Genomic DNA, 21,417 nt, shown 5'->3' with positions numbered 1-21,417 from the left:
TTCTCAGCACACCAACGGAGTTACACCATCCGCCACCGGTCGATTTTCCAATGTCAACGCTTCCGCCATGATTTCGGCCATGTGGCGCGGGCGAACGTTTGTCAGATGCTCGATCTGCTGCCGGCAACTGGTGCCGGAAGTGACCACGATTGTTCCCTCAGGTTGTTGCTTGATCTTTTTGATCAGCGGCTCGGCCACCTTGAGCGATAATTCGTATTTGGATTCCAACGCGCCGAAAGCGCCGGCCATGCCGCAGCAGCCGGTGTCCAACAACGTCGCCTTTCGCCCGGGCAACCGTTGCGCCAGCCGTGCCATGAACGAAATGTTCATCAACGACTTGGCATGACAATGCGCGTGGATCGCGATGCTGACCGCCTGTCGATTGAACGGGATTGCCGCCGGTTCACGGTTCAACAAATCGTCGATGAACTGCTCGAAGAGGAAGCAACGATTCACGATGTGCTTGATGCCGGACAGATTCAACTCGCGATAATCCTCCGCGAACATCGAGTAGCAGGAAGGTTCAAGGAAAACGATTGGCGCTTCACCGCCATCGTGATTCAGGAGATCCAGATTGTGTCGTCCCAATCGCGCGGCTGTATCCAGGTTGCCTTGGCTGAAAGCGGGACGGCCACAACAATGCCGTTCCCGTAACAACGTGACTTCAAATCCCGCCGCTTCCAGCACCGCGACGGCCGCTTTGCCGATCTGCGGCTCGTGATAGCGCACGAACGTATCGTCCCACAGAATGACCCTTCCGCGAGTAGAAGCCCGTCCAACTGGACGCCGGGCAAACCAGTGGTCGAAACGTTCGTTCGTGTAATGCGGCAGTGGTCGTCGCGCCGCAATGTCGAGGGCCTTTGATAGGAATCCTCGCAGCCACGGCCAATCGAGCGCGGCATTCACCAGACCCGGTGCACAGCAGCCAAGCTTGCCGAGCGCATCCACCGAACTCAGCAACCGCTCACGCAGCGGCAGGCCGTCGCGCCGATGCCGCGCGTGCAGCAACTCCGCCTTGAGCAGGGCGAGGTTCACTTTCGAGGGGCACTCGGTCGTGCAGGCTTTGCAGCCGAGACAGTTGCTCAGGGCGGCCTCCAATTCCGCCGTGCGCAGCAGATCACCGCCGTCGATGCCGCGCCGTTCCAAGACCGCGCGAATGACATTGGCGCGTCCGCGCGTGGACATGATTTCCTCGCCGGTCGCCACGAAGGTCGGGCACATCGTCGGCGTGTCCTTACGACAACCGCCGCAGCCATTGCATTGCTCCAGATTGCGGACGAATGAACCGTCCTTGGCGGCGAACGCGAGCAAGGGAGTGAAGGGCAATTTCAATTTGTGGTCCGCGCCCTGCCGCAAGTGCGCGTCAATTTTGAATCGACCGTCAGCGATGATCTTGCCGGGGTTGAAAAGGTTCTTCGGGTCGAACGAGGACTTGATTTCGCGCATCACCATCAACAATTCTTCGCCGAGCTGTGCGGGCATGAACTCGGTGCGGGCGATGCCGACGCCGTGTTCGGCGGCGAGCGAGCCTTTGAACTGGCGTACGAGCGCGGCAACTTCGTCGCACACCTGGCGAAATTTTTTCAAGTCGGTCGCACTGTGCAGGTCGAGCACAGGGCGAGCGTGCAAGAGGCCGGCGGCGGCGTGGCCGTAATAGCAAACCTTCAATCCGAGCGGTTTCATGATCGATTCCAAACCGGCGACGTAGGCCGGCAACTGCGCCGGTCTCACGGCTGTGTCTTCGATGCCGGTGACGGGCTTGGCGTCGCCCTTCCGTCCGGTGATCAACGAAAGTCCCGCCTTGCGCAACGACCACACCAGATTCATCTCAGCGGCTTCGCGCAAAATCGTTTTGCGCAGACCCAGGCGTCGTTTCGCGAGCAGTTCCAAGCGATCCGCAACGTCGTCATAGAACTCCACGATCAAAATCGATTCGCACGGCCGGGCGTCCAGTTCGAGCAGGTCGCGCGCGGCCTGAAACTGGAGTTGCCCTTTGGTCTGGTCTAAGAGTACCCGGTCGATGTGCTCAATCGCGGCGGGTTTCAGGTCGAGCAGTTCCACGGTGGCCTGCATCGCCTCGGCAACGGAGGCGAAAAAAATCAGACCCAAACCTTTGTCGCGCGGCAGCGGAACGATTTTCAATTCCGCCGACAGGATGGCCGCGAGTGTGCCTTCACTGCCGGACAGGATGTGGTTGAGATTGTCCGGCCCGCGCAGACAGCGATCGAGAGCGTAACCCGGCCAGCGTTTCAACAAGCCCGGTGGCATGCGCTGGTTGATTTCCATGGCGTGCTGACGAACCAAACAGTTGATCAACTCACGCTGCGGATTCAGCCCGTCGCGGCGAGGTCCGATGGTTTTGATACGTCCATCCGCCAGGACAATTTCTAGCGATTCGATGTGGTCCGCCGTGGTGCCATAGATCGGCACGTGAGCGCCGGAAGAGTTGTTGGCAATCATCCCGCCGAGTGTGGCGCGCGAACTGGTCGCCACATCCGGCCCGAAACAGAATCCGTGCGGCTTGAGAAATTGGTTGAGCTGGTCGAGCACCACGCCGGCGCCCACCCGCACGGTGCGCTTTTCCAGATTCAGCACGGCGATCTGCCGGTTGTGCCGGGCGAATTCAACGATCAAGCCGTCGCCAATGGCACCACCCGTCAGACCCGTCCCGGCACCGCGCGGAGTGATCGGGAGGCCAGCGTCGGCTGCCGCGTGAATCACAGCGCTGGCTTGCTCGGCGCTGCGCGGGAACGCGACCCCCCTTGGCTCGATCTGATAAATCGAGGCGTCCGTGGCGTAGAGTTGCCTCGTGAGATTGTCGAAAGCGACGTCGCAATCCGCGGCAGCAATCATCGCGCGTTGTTGGCTCGGCGTCATCGCGTTGGTTGAACCTATACCGCGCGGGATGACGTGGCCAGAATCTACTGCGCAAGATTGAACCTCCTTGAAGCTCGGAAAGCGTGTCACCAAGCGCGTGGGCTTGGCCTACGAAATGAGCTGCGCGGCGGCGGTGCACGCTTGAATTTTTTCACTGTAATCTAGGCTGTAAATGACGCGCGATTGCAGATTACTCCCAGGATTTGCCGCGGGATACCGTCCGTTGGCCGCGTGCCTTGGCTTTGGAAAGCGCGGCGGGAGCTACGCCGTCAGAATCGCGAGGATTACCATCACCACCAGCAGCAGTCCAATTCGCGTGAAGCCTGACTCCACGACGCCGGAGTTGTCAGGGTGCTGGATGGACATCGTTAAAGGAATGTTGCTGACACTCAGCCAAGCCCCGACGCCAGCAACTCCTTGTCAGCCGGTCAAGTTTGACGAATGAAAGAGACGCTATTTGTCTTGAAATTCCAGACCAACCATGCCAACCTCGCCGACAATTCAACCATCGCCACACGCCGTGAATGTCGTTCGTCAACCACCGGCCCGAAAAAAAAACCCCAATGAAACCGTTCTCAATTATATTCCTGGCTCTCGCCCTCTCTACCTTCGCGAGTGTCGCAACCGACGGACTTCGTGCCGCCTTCGGGCCGCGCTACCAAGCTGCTCCGCCCCTCGTCAACAGTCCCAGACATGGACCGCGAAAAGGGCTCGACGCGGTCCGTCGTTGGAACCAGATCGCGATCGATGCCAGCGGGCTCGATCACACTCCGGTGGCGCCGGGTGAGCTTCGCGTCTTCGGCGAACAACTCGGACCTTGCCGCGCGAGCCGGGCGATGGCGATTGTTCACATCGCGATGTTCGACACGGTGAATTCAGCGATTGGCGAGTACGAAAGCTATACCGGCGTCCGGGCGCCTTCCGGCCCACTTTCGATGAAGGCCGCCATCAGTCAAGCCGCGCATGATACGCTGGTGTCATTGTTCCCTTCCCAGGCGACAAGCTTCGACGCGCGACTGGCGGAAGACCTCGCAGAGGTTAAAAATAAAAATGCCCGGGCGAATGGCATCAACCTCGGCAAACGCGCCGCCGCCGCGATTCTCGCCCTCCGCGCCAACGACGGTTCGCAAACCGCCGAACCGCGCGTTGGCATCGATCATCCCACGAGCGACCTGCCGGGTCATTGGCGACAGGATCCGATCAGCTTGATTCCCCTCGCTCTGGGCGGACACTGGGGCGAGTGCCTTCCGTTCGTCATGCAATCGTCCCGCCAGTTTCGCATTCCACCGCCGCCCGCCCTGACCAGCCCGGAATACACGGCCGCTTACCATGAAGTGAAACGGCTGGGCGGCGACGGCGTGGTTACACCCACCGAGCGCACCTTGGAGCAAACCTACATCGGCATTTTCTGGGCCTACGACGGAACGCCCAGCCTGTGCGCGCCGCCGAGGTTGTATAATCAACTGGTGCTGCATCTCGCCGACCAGATGGGCTCGGATGATGTCGAAGTTACGCGGCTGCTGGCTTTGATCAACGTGGCAATGGCCGAAGCGGGCCTGGCCGTCTGGGAGTCGAAGTACTACTACGATTTCTGGCGCCCGATCACCGGCATCCGCGAATCCGACCCGGGCACCGGCCCCACGGGTGCCGGCGATGGCAACCCGGACACTCTTGGCGATCCGACGTTCTCACCGTTGGGCGCCCCCGCCAGCAATCTCCAAGGCCCAAACTTCACGCCGCCTTTCCCAGCTTATCCGTCGGGCCATGCCGGATTTGGCGGCGCCGTCTTTCAAACGCTGCGCCGCTTCTACGGAACAGACGACATTGCCTTCACGTTCGTGTCGGAAGAATTCAACGGCGTCACGCGAGACAACAATGGAAATGTACGACCGCTGCTCCCGCGCAGCTTCTCATCGCTCTCCCAGGCTGAGGAAGAAAATGGCCAGAGCCGGATTTACCTCGGCATCCATTGGGCCTTCGACAAGACCGAGGGCATCACGCAAGGCCGACAGGTGGCGGATTATGTGTTTGACCACCTGTATCTGCCAAGGCATCGGCAGGGTCAGTAGTGGCGTTTGCAACCCGCGGAGGCAGGACGGCTTGGATTCCACCTCACCCTTCCACGGAAGCGCGAGGCAACATCCTCTCCGGCTGCTGTTACTGATTCTGCGCTTGGGAATGCGTGGAGGCGAAAACGGGCCGATGCCATAGCGATTCCCAATACTTTTCTTCAACGGCGTAAACATCCGACACTTCCTCCGGCTTCATAGATTCAGGCAGCACGCCGTAGCGTATCATCTCGCGCACCCAATCGGCGCTGGGCTGGAAGCCGGGCATGTCGAAGCGGGTGTCCTTGGCGAGGTAAACTTTTCCCGCGTTGATGAGCGCGAGCAAAGCTCGATAGCCGGGGTCGTTCTGGTCGGCGAAGACAGCGGCGGGCTGATTTGATTTCAAATCGCGGCAAGCGCCCCAGCCGCCGGCGGCCTTCGCCAGCGGAGCGAGCAGCATGATGGATTTTTCCGGGCGCGTGAGGTTGAACACGATATGGCGGCTCGTGAGCAGACGCGGGTCGTCGAGGCTGGGTTGCCAGAATGAAACGCCACGTTCATCGGCGAGATTAAGCGGGAGACGGCGGCTGGGTTCATCGTGACAACCCACGCATCGTTGCTGGATGACCTCTGTGGCGGCTTGCGTGGCGGGCCAATCGGCGCCGGTGTTGATCTGGTTGTTCTCGGAATAATTGCCAATCATGCCGCAGCCGAGCGCGGCGTAAGTGCCGGGATACGCGGCGGCGGATTCAATCCACAAGCGCAGCATTTTTTTCTGATGCGGCGTCGCTTGCACACCGTAGTGCGAGCCGTCAAGCATCGTGAGGAGTTTGCTGGCGGAACTGCCGAGGGCGCGCGGATCGTAATTGCTTTTGGGTTGATTGCGTCCATCAGCAAAGAGGCGCGCGATGGTGAGCATGTAGTAACTATGGCTGTAGAGCGGGCCGCGGTCGCCGGTCAGGATCAGGCGTCCGGCGCGCGGGCCGCCGCGCGCAGTTTTTTCGTATCCGTGGCATTCGGCGCAAAGGGCGTCGAGGATGGGCTGCACGTCACGCGGAAAGTCAAAGACCTGGGGCGCATCGCGGATGGGCTCGATGCGGGCGGCGGGTTTGCGGACGGCCAGGGTTTCGTGGAAACCCGCGCTCGGCGTTTGCGCCCGGTGTTCGTGGCAGCCGACGCAGCTCAGGATTTCGCCGGGCTGGACGCTGGTGAAACTCTGCATCCGTTTCACCGCCATGTCGTTTTCGTCCAGCGCAACAAAGAAGACGCTCCGCATCGCCGGCACTTCAAAGTAAGCCGAGCCGTCCGCTGCCACCGGCACGGTGCCGAGGATGCGTTCGAGCGTGAACGTGCCGCCGTAGCTGATCGGTTCCATGCCGCCGGTGTAGTGAATGGGCATGGGAAGAGTTTCGAGTACGAGAAGCTTTTTGATTTCGCCTGGCTTCACGCCGGTCATGTTGCGGCCGTGATGCACGTCGGCAAGCAGCATGCGGCCGGTGGAATCCTCCGGTTTGGTGCGCGGCTGGATGACAAGTTCGCGCGGGCGCGGCGCGAGTGGACGCGGCTCGTGACATTCGAGTTTGGCGGCGCGGTCGGCGGCGGAGAGTTTGACGAGTTCCTCTGTGCGACCGGTGGCATCCATGAGAACGAGCGTGTCGCGGCTGGCGGCGAGGAAGCAGTCTTCGTTAAATGCCCACGGATCGCGGAAGCGCGAACTAGTGCTGATTTTTCTCGCAAGCTCTTTCGCGTCCGGACCGCCCTTGGGGTCAACGACCGTGATGACGCCGTCATGTTCGCGCTGGCCGTGACCGGGACTGAAGCTGGCCACGATCTTGTCGCTGCCGGGGATGGGCTTGGCGTCAATCATCGTGATGCCGGGATGCAGATTGCCGAACCAGACCGTCTGCGCGGTGCCGTCGGGGTTCGCGGCCCAGAGGTGATGGAAGTGAACCTGGCTGCGGTCAACGTATTCCCAGCGCGTGTAAAGGATGCGGCCATCCGGCAGCGGCCAGGGTGTGTTGTCGTGCTCATTGTTGCTGGAAAGCGCGCGGAGGTTTGAGCCGTCGGCGTCACAGCGATGCAGCACGGCGACTTGCGTAAGCCAGCAATTCACCCAGCGTTTGCAGCGGCTGCTCACAAAGATGATGCCGCCATCGGGAAGATAGGTCGGCTCGATGTCGTCGAACTGACCGCTCGTGAGTTGTTTCAATTTCGGATTTAGGATTTCGGATTTCGGATTTGCTTCAGCCTGGCCGAGGTCCATCTCATACAAGTGATACTGCTCGGTGCCGCCGGGCCGGTAGCTGAACAGGATTCTCTTCCCGTCGTAACTCACCTGCGGGTCGCGCACGCCACCGGTCTCGTCCACGAGCAGTGCCGTCAGCTCGCGCGTGCGGAGATTCAAACGATACAGCTTCGTGCCGTTGGCGTAGGCTTTGCGATTCGGATCGTAGGAGTAGTAGCCGAAGTTCGCGTACCAATGGCCATCGGTTTGATTCAATGCGCGGGCGGCAAAAACAATTTCATCCACGCACCGCATTGGCCCGGCAAGAAAGCGGGCGAGGAGACTGTCGGGATTGACGCCCGCGGAATCCGCTGCCGAAGTCGTCGTTGTATTCGTCGTTGCACAACGGGTTTCGCCCGGCCAGATGACCAAGGCCAACATGAGCAGACACGGCAGAAGCGCGAGCCGCGCAGCCAATGGACGGGAACAGGTTTGCATAAGCGTTGCGAACGAAACCTGTCCCAGTAAACGCCCGGTAGCTCCAAGGTTCCTTGACCTGCGTCAAGATTCCCCGCCGATGGTCTGCGTCATACTGAAGAATGGCTGCACCGAGGCCCATCGAAACTCCGCCGGGCGCGATTCGCGAACCCAAGTCTTTGACCAGGGGGCGACCGGTCCATCAGAGTTTGCCCGCTGCGGTCCAATGCCGGTTGAGCCTCCCAACTCCATGCAGCATCCCGGCGCCTTGCGGAACGCCCTGTGAACTAAAGATTGGCCCCGAACGCCACGCGGTGGTTGACCTTGGGCATCTGGCCCGGATGGCGGTGATGGCTATGCCGCGTGTGCAAGGTGGTTTTCGCGAGCAGGCCAAAGAATTGTTCGCGCAGGTGGCGTGCATCGTCAAACACCACCCGACGCCGCTCACGGCGACCACGATGATGGTCTTTCTGGGGAACGGCGCGGACGAGGCGGAATGCCAGGAGTTGCTGCGCGCCCGCTTTGGCGAAGCGCTGCCCGTGACGACGTTCGTGGTTCAACCGCCGTGCGGCGGCGCGGCGCTCGGCGTGGAACTGTGGGCGCTGGGCGGACCGGGCGTGACCGTGCAACGATTCGGTCCGGAGTTGCTCACGGTCGAGTCGGACGGGATTCGATGGATTCACTGCGGCGGCATTCGCGGTGACGCCGGCTCGGACGGCCCTTACGCCGAATCGGTGTCCGCCTTCCATCGAATGCAAACCCGCCTGGCCGAGGCCGGCGTCGGCTTTGATCAAGTGGTGCGCACGTGGCTTTATGTCAATCACATCAACTCCGGCCAAGCTGGCCGCCAGCGCTACCAGGAATTGAACCGCGCCCGGACGGGTTTTTACCGCGACATCCAATTCGGCATCAAAGCGCGCGCCGCTTGCGCACCAGAGACGATTTACCCTGCCAGCACCGGCATCGGCACGAGCGGAACCACCATCACGATGAGTTGCCTGGCACTGGATTCGCAGCGGCCCGACGTCTTTCTGCTGCCACTCGAAAATCCACTGCAAACGCCAGCCTACAATTACCGCGCGACACACTCGCCGCACAGTCCAAAGTTCTCGCGCGCCATGGCGGTGGTCCAAGGCCACTTCGTTGCCACACTCTTGTCCGGCACCGCGAGCGTCGTCAATTCCCAGACCTGCCACCCCGGCGACATCGTCCGCCAGACGGAGCAGACCATTGAAAACATCGAGCGGCTCATCGCGCCTGAAAACTTCGCCCGCCACGGCCTGCCCGGCGCGGGCGCGACTTTGCAAGACATCGCAAAGTTGCGCGTGTACGTAAAGCGCAGGGAAGACTACGAACAGTGCCACGAGGTGTGCGAACGCCGCCTTCCGCGGATTCCGGCCATCTACCTGCAGGCGGACGTTTGCCGGCCTGAACTGTTGGTGGAGATCGAGGCGGTGGCTTTCTCACCTCTCAATTCGAACCCGGCACCCGCCGTGGTCAACGGGCAGGTGTCCAAAGAAATGGAACGTCCGGAGTAACCATGTTTCCACGTGACTGGAATGCTTTATTACCGCAGTCGCGGAGACCGCGGCGTCCCGTTGTGCGCTGATTGAAGTTAAATTCCAAAACGGAACCAGATAATGAAAACTCCTTTCTCCCGTCAGGCTTCAGTCTTGGATCGAGTACTTCGATTGTCGCCAGCGTTTGTCGGCATCGCGCTGCTGGCGTTGGCGTACCCGGCATCGGCTGGGGACACCATTCGCGCGCTCATCATCACGGGCATTGATTATCCGGGACATCACTGGTGGGAGACGACACCCGTGTTGCAAGAGGAACTGGCCAAAGACCCGCGCATCAAGGTGGATGTGTTCAAGGACCCGTATCAACTCGGCGCGAAAAATCTGGCGAGCTACGACGTGCTCATCCTGCATTTCATGAACTGGGAGAAGCCGGAGCCGGATGCCAAGGCGAAGGAAAACCTCCGTTCCTTTGTGGATCGCGGTGGCGGACTGGTGGGCATCCACTTCGCCTGCGGCGCGTTCAGCAACTGGAATGAGTATCCCAATCTTCTCGGCCGCGTGTGGGATGGCACGAACACTCATGATCCACGCGGCGTGTTCCGCGTGGAAGTTGTAAACGGTAGCCACCCCATCACCGCCGGCCTGGATCGCTCGTTCGAAACCGACGATGAGCTTTACACCTGCCTCACGGGCGCCAAAGCCGTCGAAACCTTAGCTACCGCGCAGTCGAAACTGACGAAGCGCGACCATCCAATGGCTTTCGTGCATCGCTATGGCAAAGGCCGTGTTTTCTTCACGCCGCTCGGGCACGATGTGAAGGCGTTGCGGGTGGCCGGTACCGCGGAACTCTTGCGCCGCGCCGTAGCCTGGTCGGCGGGTCGAGAGCCAGCCGCACCAACCCGCTGAAGCGCCACCGCCCTCCCGCGCAATTCCTCAGAGTCTTGACTCATATCAAGACTTTTGCACGCCCCGCTTCGTAACGTTGTCGCAACGGCCGACGACGCACTCCACGCGATCGTGGACGCCTGTCGGCCCGCACCGAAAGGCAAAGCCATGAACCAGCCTCAACTCACTTCGCGCCGCGAGTTTCTTAAAACCTCAAGCACAGCGGTCGCCGGAGCAGCCTTCGCCGCCACGTTGGCCGCGCCGCGCGCCGGCTATTGTGCCGAGGATAACGCCATCAAGATCGCGCTCGTCGGCTGCGGCGGACGCGGGTCCGGCGCCGCGTTGAACGCGCTCTCCACTTCGGGACCAACGAAGTTGTGGGCCGTGGCCGATGTTTTCCCGCACAAGGTGGCCAACGCCCTCAGCTCGCTCGGCCCGCGGTTCACCTCCCAAGTCTTCGTGCCGCCCGAGCGGCAGTTCGTCGGCTTTGACGCCTTCAAGCACGCCATCGATTCGCTCGGCCGAGGCGGCTTGGTCATCCTTGCGACACCGCCGGCCTTTCGCCCCATTCACTTCGAATATGCCGTCGAGAAAGGCGTGAATGTGTTCATGGAAAAATCCTTTGCCGTGGACGCGCCCGGAATTCGCCGGGTGTTGAAGGCCGGCGAACTGGCCGCGCAAAAAAATCTCAAGGTCGCCACCGGTTTGATGAGCCGGCATTACCGCCCGCTGGAAGAGGCCATCCAACGCATCCACGACGGCACCATCGGCGAGGTGATCACCTGCTGGGCGTATCGGATGCACGGGCCGGTGGGGTTCGTCGCGCGGAAACCGGGCGAAAGCGAACTGGCGCATCAGATTGCCAACTACAGCAATTTCACCTGGCTCAACGGCAGCTTCATCGTGGACTGGCTCATCCACAACATCGATGTTTGCTGTTGGGCGAAAAACGACTGGCCCGAATCAGTCCAAGGCATGGGTGGACGACAGGTGCGCCAGGAAGCCGATCAACTGTTCGATCATTATGCCGCAGAATTCACGTTCCCGGACGGCACGCGAATGCACGCGCAAGGCCGGCACCAGCTCGGTTGTCACGATTTCTTTGGCGACGTGATTCAAGGATCGAAAGGCAGCGGCGTCCTCGGCGAAGGCATCCACAAGCCGCGCCTGTTCAAAGGCCACAAGCAATCCTCGGAGAACGTCGCTTGGGATTACCAAGGTCCGCGGTGTGACCATTACCAGAACGAACACGACCTGCTGTTCGACGCCATCCGCAATGACCGGCCTTACAACGAAGTCGAACGCTCCGCCAAATCCTGTTTCACCGCCATCATGGGCCGCATGGCCGTCGAGTCCGGCAAGTTGATCAGGTGGAAGGACGCTTTTAATTCTGACACTAAACTCGCGCCCGGTCTCGATCAGATCAGTTCCCTCGACCACGCCGCGCCCGTCAGTCCGGACGCTGGCGGGAAATATCCCATCGCCATGCCGGGCCAGACCAAAGTGCTTTAACTCCACCCCGCCTATGAAAACCATTCCCTTCTCCAACCAAGCCGTCACTCGCCGCGCGTTTCTCAAGTCATCCACCGTCGCCGCCGCCGCGCTGGGTACGCTCGACCTGAGCCGGTATGCCCACGCCGCCGGCAGCGACATCATCAAGGTGGGCATGATTGGCTGCGGCGGGCGTAATGCCGGTGCTGCCGCGCAGGCGCTCACCGCCGACCCCGGCGCGCGTTTGGTCGCCATGTGCGACATCTTCCTGGATCGCATCCAGGCCAAGCGCACAGCAATCATGAAGGAGAAGGGCGCGCAGGTCACGGTGGACGACGACCATTGCTTCACTGGTCTCGACGGATACAAACGCGTCATTGAAAGCTCCGACGTTGTCCTGATTGCCAACGCCGCGAAGTTTCATCCCCTGCACGCGATGGCGGCGATTCGCGCGGGCAAACACGTCTTCGTCGAAAAGCCGCACGGCATCGACCCCGGAGGCGTCCGCCTCATGCAACAGGCCTGCGACCTCGCGCGCGAAATGAAGCTCTCCATCGTGTCCGGCTTGCACAGCCGTTATCACGCCGGCTACGCGGAGACGGTGAAGCGCATCCAGGACGGCGCCATCGGCGAAATTATTTCCATGGAGGAAAATTTTCTGCGCGCGCCCTACGGTGTGGGCGAGCGCAAACCCGGCCTGACGGAGTTGCAATGGCAGTTGAGCTGCCAGTATCGTTTCCGCTGGCTTTCCGGCGATGACGTGGTGCAATCGCTCGTTCACAACCTGGATCGCACCAGTTGGGTGCTCGGCAACAAAGTGCCGGTGAAATGCCACGGCCTGGGCGGGCGCAGCTCGATGATCGGCCCGAATTACGGCGACGTGTTCGATCATCACTCGGTGGTGTACGAGTTCGAGAACGGCCCGCGCGTTTACGCGCTCTGCCGGACGACGACCGGTTGTTACGACGAGGATTCCAGCCTCATCTTCGGAAGCAAGGGCCAGGCGTCCCTCAAGGCTTGTCGCATCACGGGCGCAACCAACTGGCGCTGGCAGGGCCAGTGCGACCCGTATCAGGTCGAGCACAACCGCCTCTTCGCGGCCATCCGCTCAGGCACTCCACTGAACAACGGCGAGTACATGGCGCGCAGCACAATGATCACGGTGATGGGCCAGCTCTCCTGTTACACCGGCCAGGAGGTCTCCTGGGAGCAGGTCAACCAATCGAACTTCTGCTATGCGCCGCGGCCGGAAGATTGCCACGACGGCATGGACGCGCCGACCAACCTGGCCTCTGACAATTCCTATCCGGTCCCCGTCCCCGGCCAGACGCGCTTTGACCTGCAACCGAAACCGGCCGCCGCGGCCAAGTCGTAGCGCCATTCCCAAGTCATCTCTTATGAAAACTCTATCTCCTTCTATTTCCCGCCGGCAGTTTCTGAAAAGCACCGCAGCGGCCAGCTTCGCGGCTCCACTCATCCTGCCTTCGCTTGGCCGTGCCGCATCGCCGAACAGCAAGCTCAACCACGCCTGCATTGGCGTTGGAGGGATGGGTTTCGGCGACCTGCAAAATTTCCTGCAACATCCGCGCGTGCAAATCGTCGCCCTTTGCGACGTGGACGCGAACAACCTCAAGCATGCCGCCGAGAAAGTTCCCGGCGCGCGGCTCTACTCTGACTGGCGCGAGCTGCTCGAAAAGGAGGGCGACAAGATCGATTCAGTGAACGTGGCGGTGCCCGACCATAGCCATTTCGCCATCGCCATGACGGCGATTCAGCGAGGCAAACACGTCTATTGCCAGAAACCGCTGTGCCACGACGTGGCCGAAGTGCGCGCGCTCACCGAAGCCGCCGTGCGGAAGAAAGTGGTGACCCAGCTTGGCACACAAGTGGCCTCCAGCGTCGGCGACCGCACCACGGTGCACATGCTCAAAACCGGCGCCATCGGCAAAATCAAACACGCCTACCTCTGTTCAAACCGCCCCGGTGCCATTGAGAATTATCGACTCAAAGGCCCCCGTCCGGCGCAAGGCCAGCCACCGCCCGCGTCGCTGAACTGGGACCTGTGGATTGGCACCGCTCCGATGCGTCCCTACGCGCCGGAGATTTATCATCAAACGAAATGGCGCGCGTGGCAGGACTTCGGCACCGGCTGGTCCGGCGACATCGGCTGCCATATCTTCGACGCGGTGTGGAAAGGTCTGGCCATGAAACCGCCCAAGTCCGTCACCGCCGAAGTGCAGCAATCGTGGCAGAACTCGCCCGAGCGCCGCGCCGACACCTGGCCGCAGGGCGACCACATCACGTGGATTTTTCCCGGCAACGAACTGACCGAGTCGAAGGAATGGACGCTCGAATGGTTCGACGGCGAGTTTTATCCGCCCAAGGAAGTGCGGGCGCTCTACTCGGTGGAGGATTATCCGCCGGAGTCGGCCATGCTCATCGGCACCGAGGGCGCGCTGCTCAACACGCTCGGTCGCGGGCCGCAACTATTGCCGGAGGACAAGTTCAAGGATTACCCGCGTCCAAAACTGAAAGACCGAAACCATTACCACCATTTCGCCGAAGCCTGTCTCGGCGGCGAAAAGACCGAATCCCATTTTGCACAATCCGGCCCGATGACCGAAGCCATTCTGCTCGGCACCGTGGCAATTCGCGTGCCGGGCCAGAAACTCGAATGGGACGCCGAGCGCATGAATTTCCTGAACCACTCTGACGCCCAACATTTCCTGCGGCGAACCTACCGGGCCGGATGGACGGTGGCCGACGTGTAGAAGATTCACAGACGCCGGGCTTTTCAAGGCCATAGCCGCGAGTGGCGTACTTCGTGCCGGCAATTACTGCTTCAAATATTTTTTCGGTTCGTGAGTCTCCCCACGCTGCACGATGCGCTGCTGCCGAAGATGCTGTCGGGCGAGCTGCGCACTCCCCAGCACTTGACCCATAACTTGACCGACACTTGACTGACGGATTATCCTTGGCCCATGAGTTATCAGCCGCAATTCACCATCACCCCGGCTTTGCTGGCCCGGGTGGAAGCCATCACGGCGGTGCGGGAGCGGATTCTGAGCGCGGCAGTGCAAGTGCCGTGGATTCCCGCTTTGCAGAAGGATGCCCGCACGCGCAACGCCCACTCGTCCACGGCCATTGAAGGCAATCCGCTGACGCTGGAACAGGTGCGGGCCGTGGAAGAAGGCCGGGAACTGGTGGCCGTAAACGCCCGCGCCCGCCGTGAGGTCGTCAATTATTTCGCGGCGCTGCGTCACATCGAAAAGCAGGCCACGCGCAAATCGATCCGGCACGAGGACATTTTCAAGCTGCACCAAATCATGGCCGGAGCGGTCATGGATCAGGGGGAAGCCGGACGGTATCGCACGATGCGCGTGCGGGTTGGCGCGCATGTTCCGCCGCCGCCGAAGGATGTTTCCGGATTGATGTTTGAATTGCTGGAATGGTGGAACAAGGAGTCCCGCGCGCTGTCGCCGGTATTGAGTTCGGCGATTTTGCACTATCAGTTTGAGGCCATTCATCCCTTCGCCGACGGGAACGGCCGCACGGGTCGCGCGCTCGCGTTGTGGGAGCTGTACCGGCGCGGATTTGATTCACACCACGTTTTCTCGGTGGATGAATTTTACTGGGAGGACCGGCCGCGCTATTACGCGGCGCTTCAGGCCGTGCATACGACGGGAGAAGATTTGACGTCCTGGTTGGAATACACAGCGGAGGGATTGCAGGCGACGTTGGAGCGGGTGTGGAAACGGGTGCAGCAACTTTCGGCGCGGTCGCGCGGCAAGAAACTGGTGCTCCGCCCGCGGCAGGAGCAACTGCTCCAACTATTGCGCGAACGAGGCAGCCTGAGTCCGAGCGAACTTTGGGGTGCGCTGGCGGTTTCCAAACAAGGCGCCATGGACCTGTTGCGGCCGTTGCTGAAAGCTGGCTTGGTCAAGCGTGAGGGGACGCTGAAATCCGGTCGCTATCGCTTGAAGTGAACACCTCGGGTGGCGTGCTTCGTTTCTGCAATTACTGCTTCTAACATTTTTCCCGCTTCGTTAGTCTCGCGGCATGGTACGAGCGACGAAACCCGGGAACTCCAACAGGAATAACTCCGCTCTCGGCTTTGAAGCCACACTCTGGGCCACCGCCGACAAACTTCGCGGCAACCTCGACGCCGCCGAATATAAACACGTTGTCCTCGGCCTGATCTTCCTGAAATACATCTCCGACGCCTTCGCGGAAAAGCACGTCGAGTTGCAAAAGGAAAAGGGTGCTGACCCCGAAGACCGCGACGAATACACCGCCGACAACATCTTCTGGGTACCGCCCGAAGCCCGCTGGTCCTACCTGCAAGGCCGAGCCAAAGACCCCGTCATCGGCAAGCTGCTCGACAGCGCCATGATCGCCATCGGGCGCGACAACCCCTCGCTCAAAGGCGTCCTGCCCAAGGAATACGCCCGCCCGCATCTCGACAAGCAAAGCCTCGGCGGCGTCATGGACCTCGTCTCCACCATCGGGCTTGGTGACAAGGAGAGCCGTTCCAAGGACATCATCGGGCGCGTCTATGAATATTTTCTCAGCGAATTCGCCAGCGCCGAAGGCAAGAAAGGCGGGCAATTCTACACGCCCCGCTGCGTCGTCCAGCTCCTCGTCGAAATGCTCGCGCCATACAAAGGCCGCGTCTTCGACCCGTGCTGCGGTTCGGGCGGCATGTTTGTGCAATCGGTCGAATTCGTGAAAGCCCACGCGAACGGCAACGGGAACGGCGGCAAAGCCAAGGGCGACATCAGCATCTTCGGGCAGGAAAGCAATCCCACCACCTGGCGGCTCGCGCGAATGAACCTCGCCATTCGCAGCATCGAAGGCAATCTCGGCCTCGAACCCGCCGACAGCTTTCATCGCGATCTGCACAAAGACCTCAAGGCCGACTACATCCTGGCCAACCCGCCCTTCAACATGAGTGATTGGGGCGGCGACCGGTTGAAGGAAGACGCCCGCTGGAAATTCGGCCTGCCGTCTGCCGGCAACGCCAACTACGCCTGGGTGCAACACTTCATCTATCACCTCGCGCCCACGGGAATGGCTGGATTCGTCCTCGCCAACGGCAGCATGTCCTCCAACCAATCCGGTGAAGGCGAGATTCGCAAAGCCATCATCGAAGCCGACCTCGTGGACTGCATGGTCGCGCTCCCCGGCCAGCTTTTTTATTCAACGCAAATCCCCGTCTGTCTCTGGTTTCTCACCAGAGATAAGACCCATCGGTCGCATAAGTCTCATCGCGACCGGCGCGGCCAAACCCTTTTCCTGGACGCCCGCAAACTCGGCCGGATGATTGACCGCGTTCAACGCGACCTGACCTCGGAAGACATTGCGAAAATCGCCGGCACGTATCACACATGGCGGGGCGACAAAAGCGCTGAGAAATACGAAGACATCGCCGGCTTCTGCAAATCCGCCACGCTCGACGACATTCGTGCGCACGGTCACGTGCTCACCCCCGGCCGTTACGTGGGCGCAGCCGATATCGAGGACGACGGAGAACCGTTCGCGCAAAAGATGAAACGCTTCACCGCGACGCTTGAGGAGCAATTCAGTGAATCGGCGAAGCTGGAGAAGGCGATTCGGGCAAACCTGAAAGCTCTGAGCCATGCCTGAGCGCAAGCGAAATGCGACTGATAAAACGAAGGCGACCGATGCCAGCCATCCGTCGCCTCCGTTTCCTCCGTCCCATTCAGAGGGTTTCATCCCCCCGCATGGCGGCTACGAGAAACTCTTTTCCTACCCCAAAAGCCAGATCATTTACGACGCCACCGCGCGTTTCTGCGACCGCTTCATAGACAAGCGCTCCCGCACCCACGACCAGATGGTGCAGGCCGCGCGCAGCGGCAACAAGAACATCGCCGAAGGCAGCCGCATCTCCGGCACGTCCAAGGAAGCCGAGATCAAGCTCACGAACGTGGCCCGCGCCAGCCTGGAGGAATTGCTGGGCGACTATCAGGATTACCTGCGCCAGCACAGGCACGCGCTCTGGGATAAAAACTCCAAAGAAGCCCTCTACGTGCGCAAGCTCGGCAAGAAAGACAACCTCTCCTACGAAGACTTTCGTGAGTTCATCGAAACCCGCCCGGCAGAAGTGGTGGCCAACATCCTCATCTGCCTGATTCACCAGGCCAACTACCTGCTCGACCAGCAACTCCGCCGACTGGAGCAGGATTTCCTGAAAGAAGGCGGCCTGCGCGAACGCATGACCCGCGCCCGGCTGGCCGCCCGCGCCAAACAACCACCGTGGAGGCCCGCATGATGGCTGACGCTGCTTCATTCCCATTGCCAGCCACTCATCCGTTCCCTCCGTCCCATCGGTCGCCGGCGCTTCCGCCACGGCCCACCCACCACCCCACCCGGTTCGGGCAAGGAGGCAAGGCGTGAGCGAGTGGCGGAAAATAGCTATTGCCGACATTGCCGCACCATCGAAGAACGCGCTGGTTGGCGGACCGTTTGGTTCTAATTTGGTTTCTCGTGACTACACTCCTTCTGGTGTGCCAGTTATTCGCGGGCAAAACATGGGCTTTGGAAGATGGGTCAGCGGGGAGTTTGTTTTTGTTTCTAACGATAAGTCCGAAAACCTCTCGGCGAATATCGCAAAGCCCGGCGATTTGATTTTCACTCAACGCGGAACTCTCGGGCAAGTGGCCATTGTTCCCCCAGCGCCGTTTGACCGCTATGTCATCTCGCAGAGTCAGATGAAGCTCACAGTTGATTCTGCAAAGGCTGACGCAAAATTTCTTTTCTATTTTTTTACCAGTGAAGAACAGCAAGACTACATTCGTCGCAACGCCATTCAAACAGGCGTTCCACACACGAATCTTGGTCATCTTCGAACCACGCCGCTGTTTCTTCCTCCGCTCTCCGAGCAGCGCGCCATCGCGTCGGTGTTGGGCGCGCTGGACGACAAGATTGAGTTGAACCGGCGGATGAACGAGACGTTGGAGGCGATGGCCCGGGCGCTCTTCCAGAACTGGTTCGTGGACGCCACCCAAGCCGGCCTCCCTAAAGGCTGGCGCTACGCGACGATTTCAGAGTTGTGCGACATCAATTCGTGGACGCTCAACAAAGGCGACGAGCTTGACCGAATCGAATACGTCGAGATTTCCGAAGTGTCGCGCGGCAATATCGGGAGCATCCAAGTCTTCCAGCGTGGCGAAGAACCGAGCCGTGCTCGCCGCAGACTGCGGCACGGCGACACCGTGCTCTCCACCGTTCGCCCTGAGCGCGGTTCGTACTTTCTCTGCCTGAACCCTTCACCAAATCTCATCGCGTCCACCGGTTTTGCCGTCGTGACGCCGACGAAAGCCCCGTGGAGTCTCATTCACGCTGCGCTGACGCATCCTGAAGTTTCCCAGCATCTGGGGCATCAGGCCGACGGTGGCGCGTATCCCGCCGTCCGCCCTGAAATCATCGGTAAGTGGGAATTGCCGTGGCCAGACAAACCGGAGAAAGTTAAACAGTTTCACCGGGCCTGCGCTCCGCTTTACGAAAGAGCCGAACACAATCGTCTTGAATCCCGCACCCTCGCCGCGATGCGCGACGCGCTGCTGCCGAAGCTGCTGTCGGGCGAATTGCGCGTGCCCGCCGCCGCCAAACTTGTGGACGCCACGGTATGATAGATTCAATCCAAATCGCATGCATCGCGACTTTTGACAGCACCCCGGAAATTCTAAGTGGTTTGTCAAATTTCAATTTCCTCTTCGGCTCCAATGGCACCGGCAAGACGACGATTACCAGAGTAATTGCTGACGAGGGAAACTTTCCAACTTGCAGTGTAACTTGGAAAGGTGGGACGAAGTTGCAGGCGCTGGTTTATAATCGCGACTTCATTACAAGGAACTTCAATCAATCCGCCGAGATCAAAGGCATCTTCACGCTCGGAGAAAAGAACATCGATACACTCAACAAGATTGCAGTGGCAAAGGGCGAACTCGACAAGCTGGCAAATAAAATCGAAACGTTGAATCTTGGCTTGCACGGCGAAGATGGGTCTGGCGGCAAGAAGGGTGAGTTGGCGACTCTCGATGCAGAGTTTAAAGACAAGTGCTGGGCGCAAAAGCAGAAACATGATGCAAAACTCTCTGGCGCTTTCGAAGGACTCCGAAACAACGCGGACAGGTTTAAGGGCAAAGTCCTCCAAGAGCGGGCTTCCAATTCGGCTACGCTGGAATCTTTGGCGAATCTTGAAACGAGAGCAGAAACAATTTTTGGCCCAACTCCGACGGTTGAGAAATCCGTCCCGGCCGTTGAGACGACAGATGTTGTTGCCCATGAAGCCAAACCAATTCTCAAGAAACGTGTAATTGGCAAGGAGGATGTGGACATCGCGGCGATGATCAAGAAATTGGGCAACAGCGATTGGGTCAAAGAAGGCCTCACCTTTTATGACGTGAACGATAAGATGTGCCCGTTTTGCCAACAGAGCACGACAGTTGCATTCGCGAAGAGCCTGAATGATTATTTCGACGAAGCGTTTGAAAAGGACAGCAAAGCGATCAGCGAGCTCGACACCAACTACAAGATCGATTCCGAGCGGCTTCAGCAACAGATCGCGGCAATTATAACCGCCCAGTCCAAATTCCTCGACATTGAAAAGCTAAAGGCGGAAAAGGCCCTGCTGGACTCAAAAATCACCGTCAACACTCAGCGGCTTGCCACGAAGAAGAAGGAGCCGAGCCAAATCATCGAGATGGAGTCCATTGCCAACGTGGCCTCTCGGATAAAAGCACTCATCGACGCTGCGAATATTTTGATTGCCGGTCACAACAAGATCGTCGCGAATCTTGCGCAAGAACGACGGGATTTAACGGTGCAAGTGTGGAAATATCTCTTGGAAGTGGAACTCAAGGCAGACCTGGCGGCCTACGAGACGAAACGAGATGGCTTGAACAAAGCCATAACCGCAATGACGGCACAGGTTGCGTCCGCGACGACGGATAAGTTAGCGAAGACTAGCGAAATCCAGGCGCTGGAGAAACAGACAACCAGCATTCAACCAACGATTGATGGAATTAACGCTCTCTTGTCATCTTTCGGCTTCCGAAGCTTTTCACTTGCGAAGGCGGATAACGGAACGTGTTACAAACTGGTCAGGCCGGACGGAACCGACGCAAAGGAAACCTTGAGCGAAGGCGAGCAGTCATTCGTTGCCTTCCTCTACTTCTATCACCTGTTGAAGGGAAGCGACTCGGAGAGTGGAATGACAATCGACCGCGTGGTCGTGTTTGATGATCCTGTCTCCAGCCTCGATAGCGACATTCTGTTTATAGTCGGCAGCCTCATCAAAGGCCTGTTCGATGAGGTCCGGGCTGGAACGGGGCACATCAAGCAAATATTCGTCCTCACGCACAACGTGTATTTCCACAAGGAGGTCACGTTCAACCCGAAGCGTGTTAATGAGGCCATGAACGAAGAAACGTTCTGGGTCGTCCGCAAGTCAGGGTTAGTATCAAAGCTGGAGAAGCACAACTCTAATCCCATCAAGACTTCCTACGAATTGCTGTGGGCTGAGGTTCGAAAGCCAGATCACTCAAATCTGACGATTCAGAACACCATGCGACGAATCTTGGAGAACTACTTCAAGATTTTGGGAGGCGTTGATCCCGAAAAGATTTGTGCAATGTTTGAGGGCAAGGAGAAGCAGATCTGCAAGTCGCTTTTCTCGTGGGTCAACGCCGGGTCGCACGACGCCCTCGACGATTTATACGTTTCGATTGATGCCTCAATGATCGAGACCTACCTCAACGTGTTCCGGGCAATTTTCGAGAAGTCGGGTCACCTTGCCCACTACAAGATGATGATGGGGGATGCCTCCGTGGATGTGCCCGCCGCCGCCAAACTCGTGAAGGCTGTGACTTGA

General features: G+C 59.6%; 13 protein-coding genes. 11 read left to right on the top strand and 2 right to left on the bottom strand.

Going from position 1 to position 21,417, the window contains the following annotated elements:
* Positions 1-3 precede the first annotated feature (3 nt).
* Complete coding sequence (locus HY298_27335) at positions 4-2,877, bottom strand: FAD-binding protein (protein ID MBI3853957.1); 2,874 nt, start codon at positions 2,875-2,877, stop codon at positions 4-6.
* A 524-nt stretch (positions 2,878-3,401) separates the two neighbouring features.
* On the opposite strand from HY298_27335, the gene HY298_27330 reads away from it, so the two are divergent.
* Positions 3,402-4,946: a vanadium-dependent haloperoxidase gene (locus tag HY298_27330; protein ID MBI3853956.1), complete on the top strand. Its 1,545-nt coding sequence runs from the start codon at positions 3,402-3,404 to the stop codon at positions 4,944-4,946.
* Positions 4,947-5,034: 88 nt separating this feature from the next.
* Here HY298_27330 and HY298_27325 read toward each other — a convergent pair whose 3' ends face one another.
* A complete protein-coding gene (locus tag HY298_27325) occupies positions 5,035-7,647 on the bottom strand; it encodes a PD40 domain-containing protein (protein MBI3853955.1) in 2,613 nt (870 codons plus the stop codon).
* A 101-nt stretch (positions 7,648-7,748) separates the two neighbouring features.
* On the opposite strand from HY298_27325, the gene HY298_27320 reads away from it, so the two are divergent.
* From HY298_27320 to HY298_27275, 10 genes are all read left to right on the top strand, one after another.
* A complete protein-coding gene (locus HY298_27320) occupies positions 7,749-9,164 on the top strand; it encodes a dioxygenase (protein MBI3853954.1) in 1,416 nt (471 codons plus the stop codon).
* A 102-nt stretch (positions 9,165-9,266) separates the two neighbouring features.
* Positions 9,267-10,052 carry a ThuA domain-containing protein gene (locus HY298_27315; protein MBI3853953.1) on the top strand — a complete coding sequence of 262 codons (786 nt, stop codon included), beginning with the start codon at positions 9,267-9,269 and terminating at the stop codon, positions 10,050-10,052.
* 147 nt (positions 10,053-10,199) lie between these two features.
* Complete coding sequence (locus HY298_27310; protein ID MBI3853952.1) at positions 10,200-11,543, top strand: Gfo/Idh/MocA family oxidoreductase; 1,344 nt, start codon at positions 10,200-10,202, stop codon at positions 11,541-11,543.
* Positions 11,544-11,556: 13 nt separating this feature from the next.
* A complete protein-coding gene (locus tag HY298_27305; GenBank protein ID MBI3853951.1) occupies positions 11,557-12,897 on the top strand; it encodes a Gfo/Idh/MocA family oxidoreductase in 1,341 nt (446 codons plus the stop codon).
* A 22-nt stretch (positions 12,898-12,919) separates the two neighbouring features.
* Positions 12,920-14,293 (top strand): Gfo/Idh/MocA family oxidoreductase, encoded by a 1,374-nt coding sequence (locus tag HY298_27300; protein ID MBI3853950.1) that lies wholly within the window; start codon positions 12,920-12,922, stop codon positions 14,291-14,293.
* Between the two features lie 210 nt (positions 14,294-14,503).
* The gene (locus tag HY298_27295) at positions 14,504-15,508 is read left to right on the top strand and encodes a Fic family protein (GenBank protein MBI3853949.1); all 1,005 of its coding nucleotides are present in this window, start codon (positions 14,504-14,506) and stop codon (positions 15,506-15,508) included.
* Positions 15,509-15,581: 73 nt separating this feature from the next.
* Positions 15,582-17,168 (top strand): SAM-dependent DNA methyltransferase, encoded by a 1,587-nt coding sequence (locus HY298_27290; GenBank protein ID MBI3853948.1) that lies wholly within the window; start codon positions 15,582-15,584, stop codon positions 17,166-17,168.
* A complete protein-coding gene (locus HY298_27285) occupies positions 17,161-17,814 on the top strand; it encodes a four helix bundle protein (GenBank protein MBI3853947.1) in 654 nt (217 codons plus the stop codon). The genes HY298_27290 and HY298_27285 overlap by 8 nt, the downstream gene beginning before the upstream one ends.
* A gap of 121 nt (positions 17,815-17,935) precedes the next feature.
* On the top strand, positions 17,936-19,174 hold the full coding sequence (locus HY298_27280; protein ID MBI3853946.1) for a restriction endonuclease subunit S: 1,239 nt from the start codon (positions 17,936-17,938) through the stop codon (positions 19,172-19,174).
* Positions 19,171-21,417, top strand: coding sequence for an AAA family ATPase (locus HY298_27275; GenBank protein MBI3853945.1), 2,247 nt, complete (start codon positions 19,171-19,173; stop codon positions 21,415-21,417). The genes HY298_27280 and HY298_27275 overlap by 4 nt, the downstream gene beginning before the upstream one ends.

It is taken from the genome of Verrucomicrobiota bacterium (assembly GCA_016200005.1).
In the GTDB taxonomy this organism is placed as follows: domain Bacteria; phylum Verrucomicrobiota; class Verrucomicrobiia; order Limisphaerales; family PALSA-1396; genus PALSA-1396.
Note: the sequence above shows the minus strand (reverse complement) of the source record. Positions and strands in the feature narration are given on the sequence as shown.

Coding starts and splice junctions, on each gene's coding strand:
- HY298_27335 (MBI3853957.1), bottom strand. CDS start 2,877: ATGACGCCGAGCCAACAACGCGCGATGATTGCTGCCGCGGATTGCGAC.
- HY298_27320 (MBI3853954.1), top strand. CDS start 7,749: ATGGCTGCACCGAGGCCCATCGAAACTCCGCCGGGCGCGATTCGCGAA.
- HY298_27300 (MBI3853950.1), top strand. CDS start 12,920: ATGAAAACTCTATCTCCTTCTATTTCCCGCCGGCAGTTTCTGAAAAGC.
- HY298_27290 (MBI3853948.1), top strand. CDS start 15,582: ATGGTACGAGCGACGAAACCCGGGAACTCCAACAGGAATAACTCCGCT.
- HY298_27295 (MBI3853949.1), top strand. CDS start 14,504: ATGAGTTATCAGCCGCAATTCACCATCACCCCGGCTTTGCTGGCCCGG.
- HY298_27285 (MBI3853947.1), top strand. CDS start 17,161: ATGCCTGAGCGCAAGCGAAATGCGACTGATAAAACGAAGGCGACCGAT.
- HY298_27305 (MBI3853951.1), top strand. CDS start 11,557: ATGAAAACCATTCCCTTCTCCAACCAAGCCGTCACTCGCCGCGCGTTT.
- HY298_27275 (MBI3853945.1), top strand. CDS start 19,171: ATGATAGATTCAATCCAAATCGCATGCATCGCGACTTTTGACAGCACC.
- HY298_27310 (MBI3853952.1), top strand. CDS start 10,200: ATGAACCAGCCTCAACTCACTTCGCGCCGCGAGTTTCTTAAAACCTCA.
- HY298_27325 (MBI3853955.1), bottom strand. CDS start 7,647: ATGCAAACCTGTTCCCGTCCATTGGCTGCGCGGCTCGCGCTTCTGCCG.
- HY298_27315 (MBI3853953.1), top strand. CDS start 9,267: ATGAAAACTCCTTTCTCCCGTCAGGCTTCAGTCTTGGATCGAGTACTT.
- HY298_27330 (MBI3853956.1), top strand. CDS start 3,402: ATGTCGTTCGTCAACCACCGGCCCGAAAAAAAAACCCCAATGAAACCG.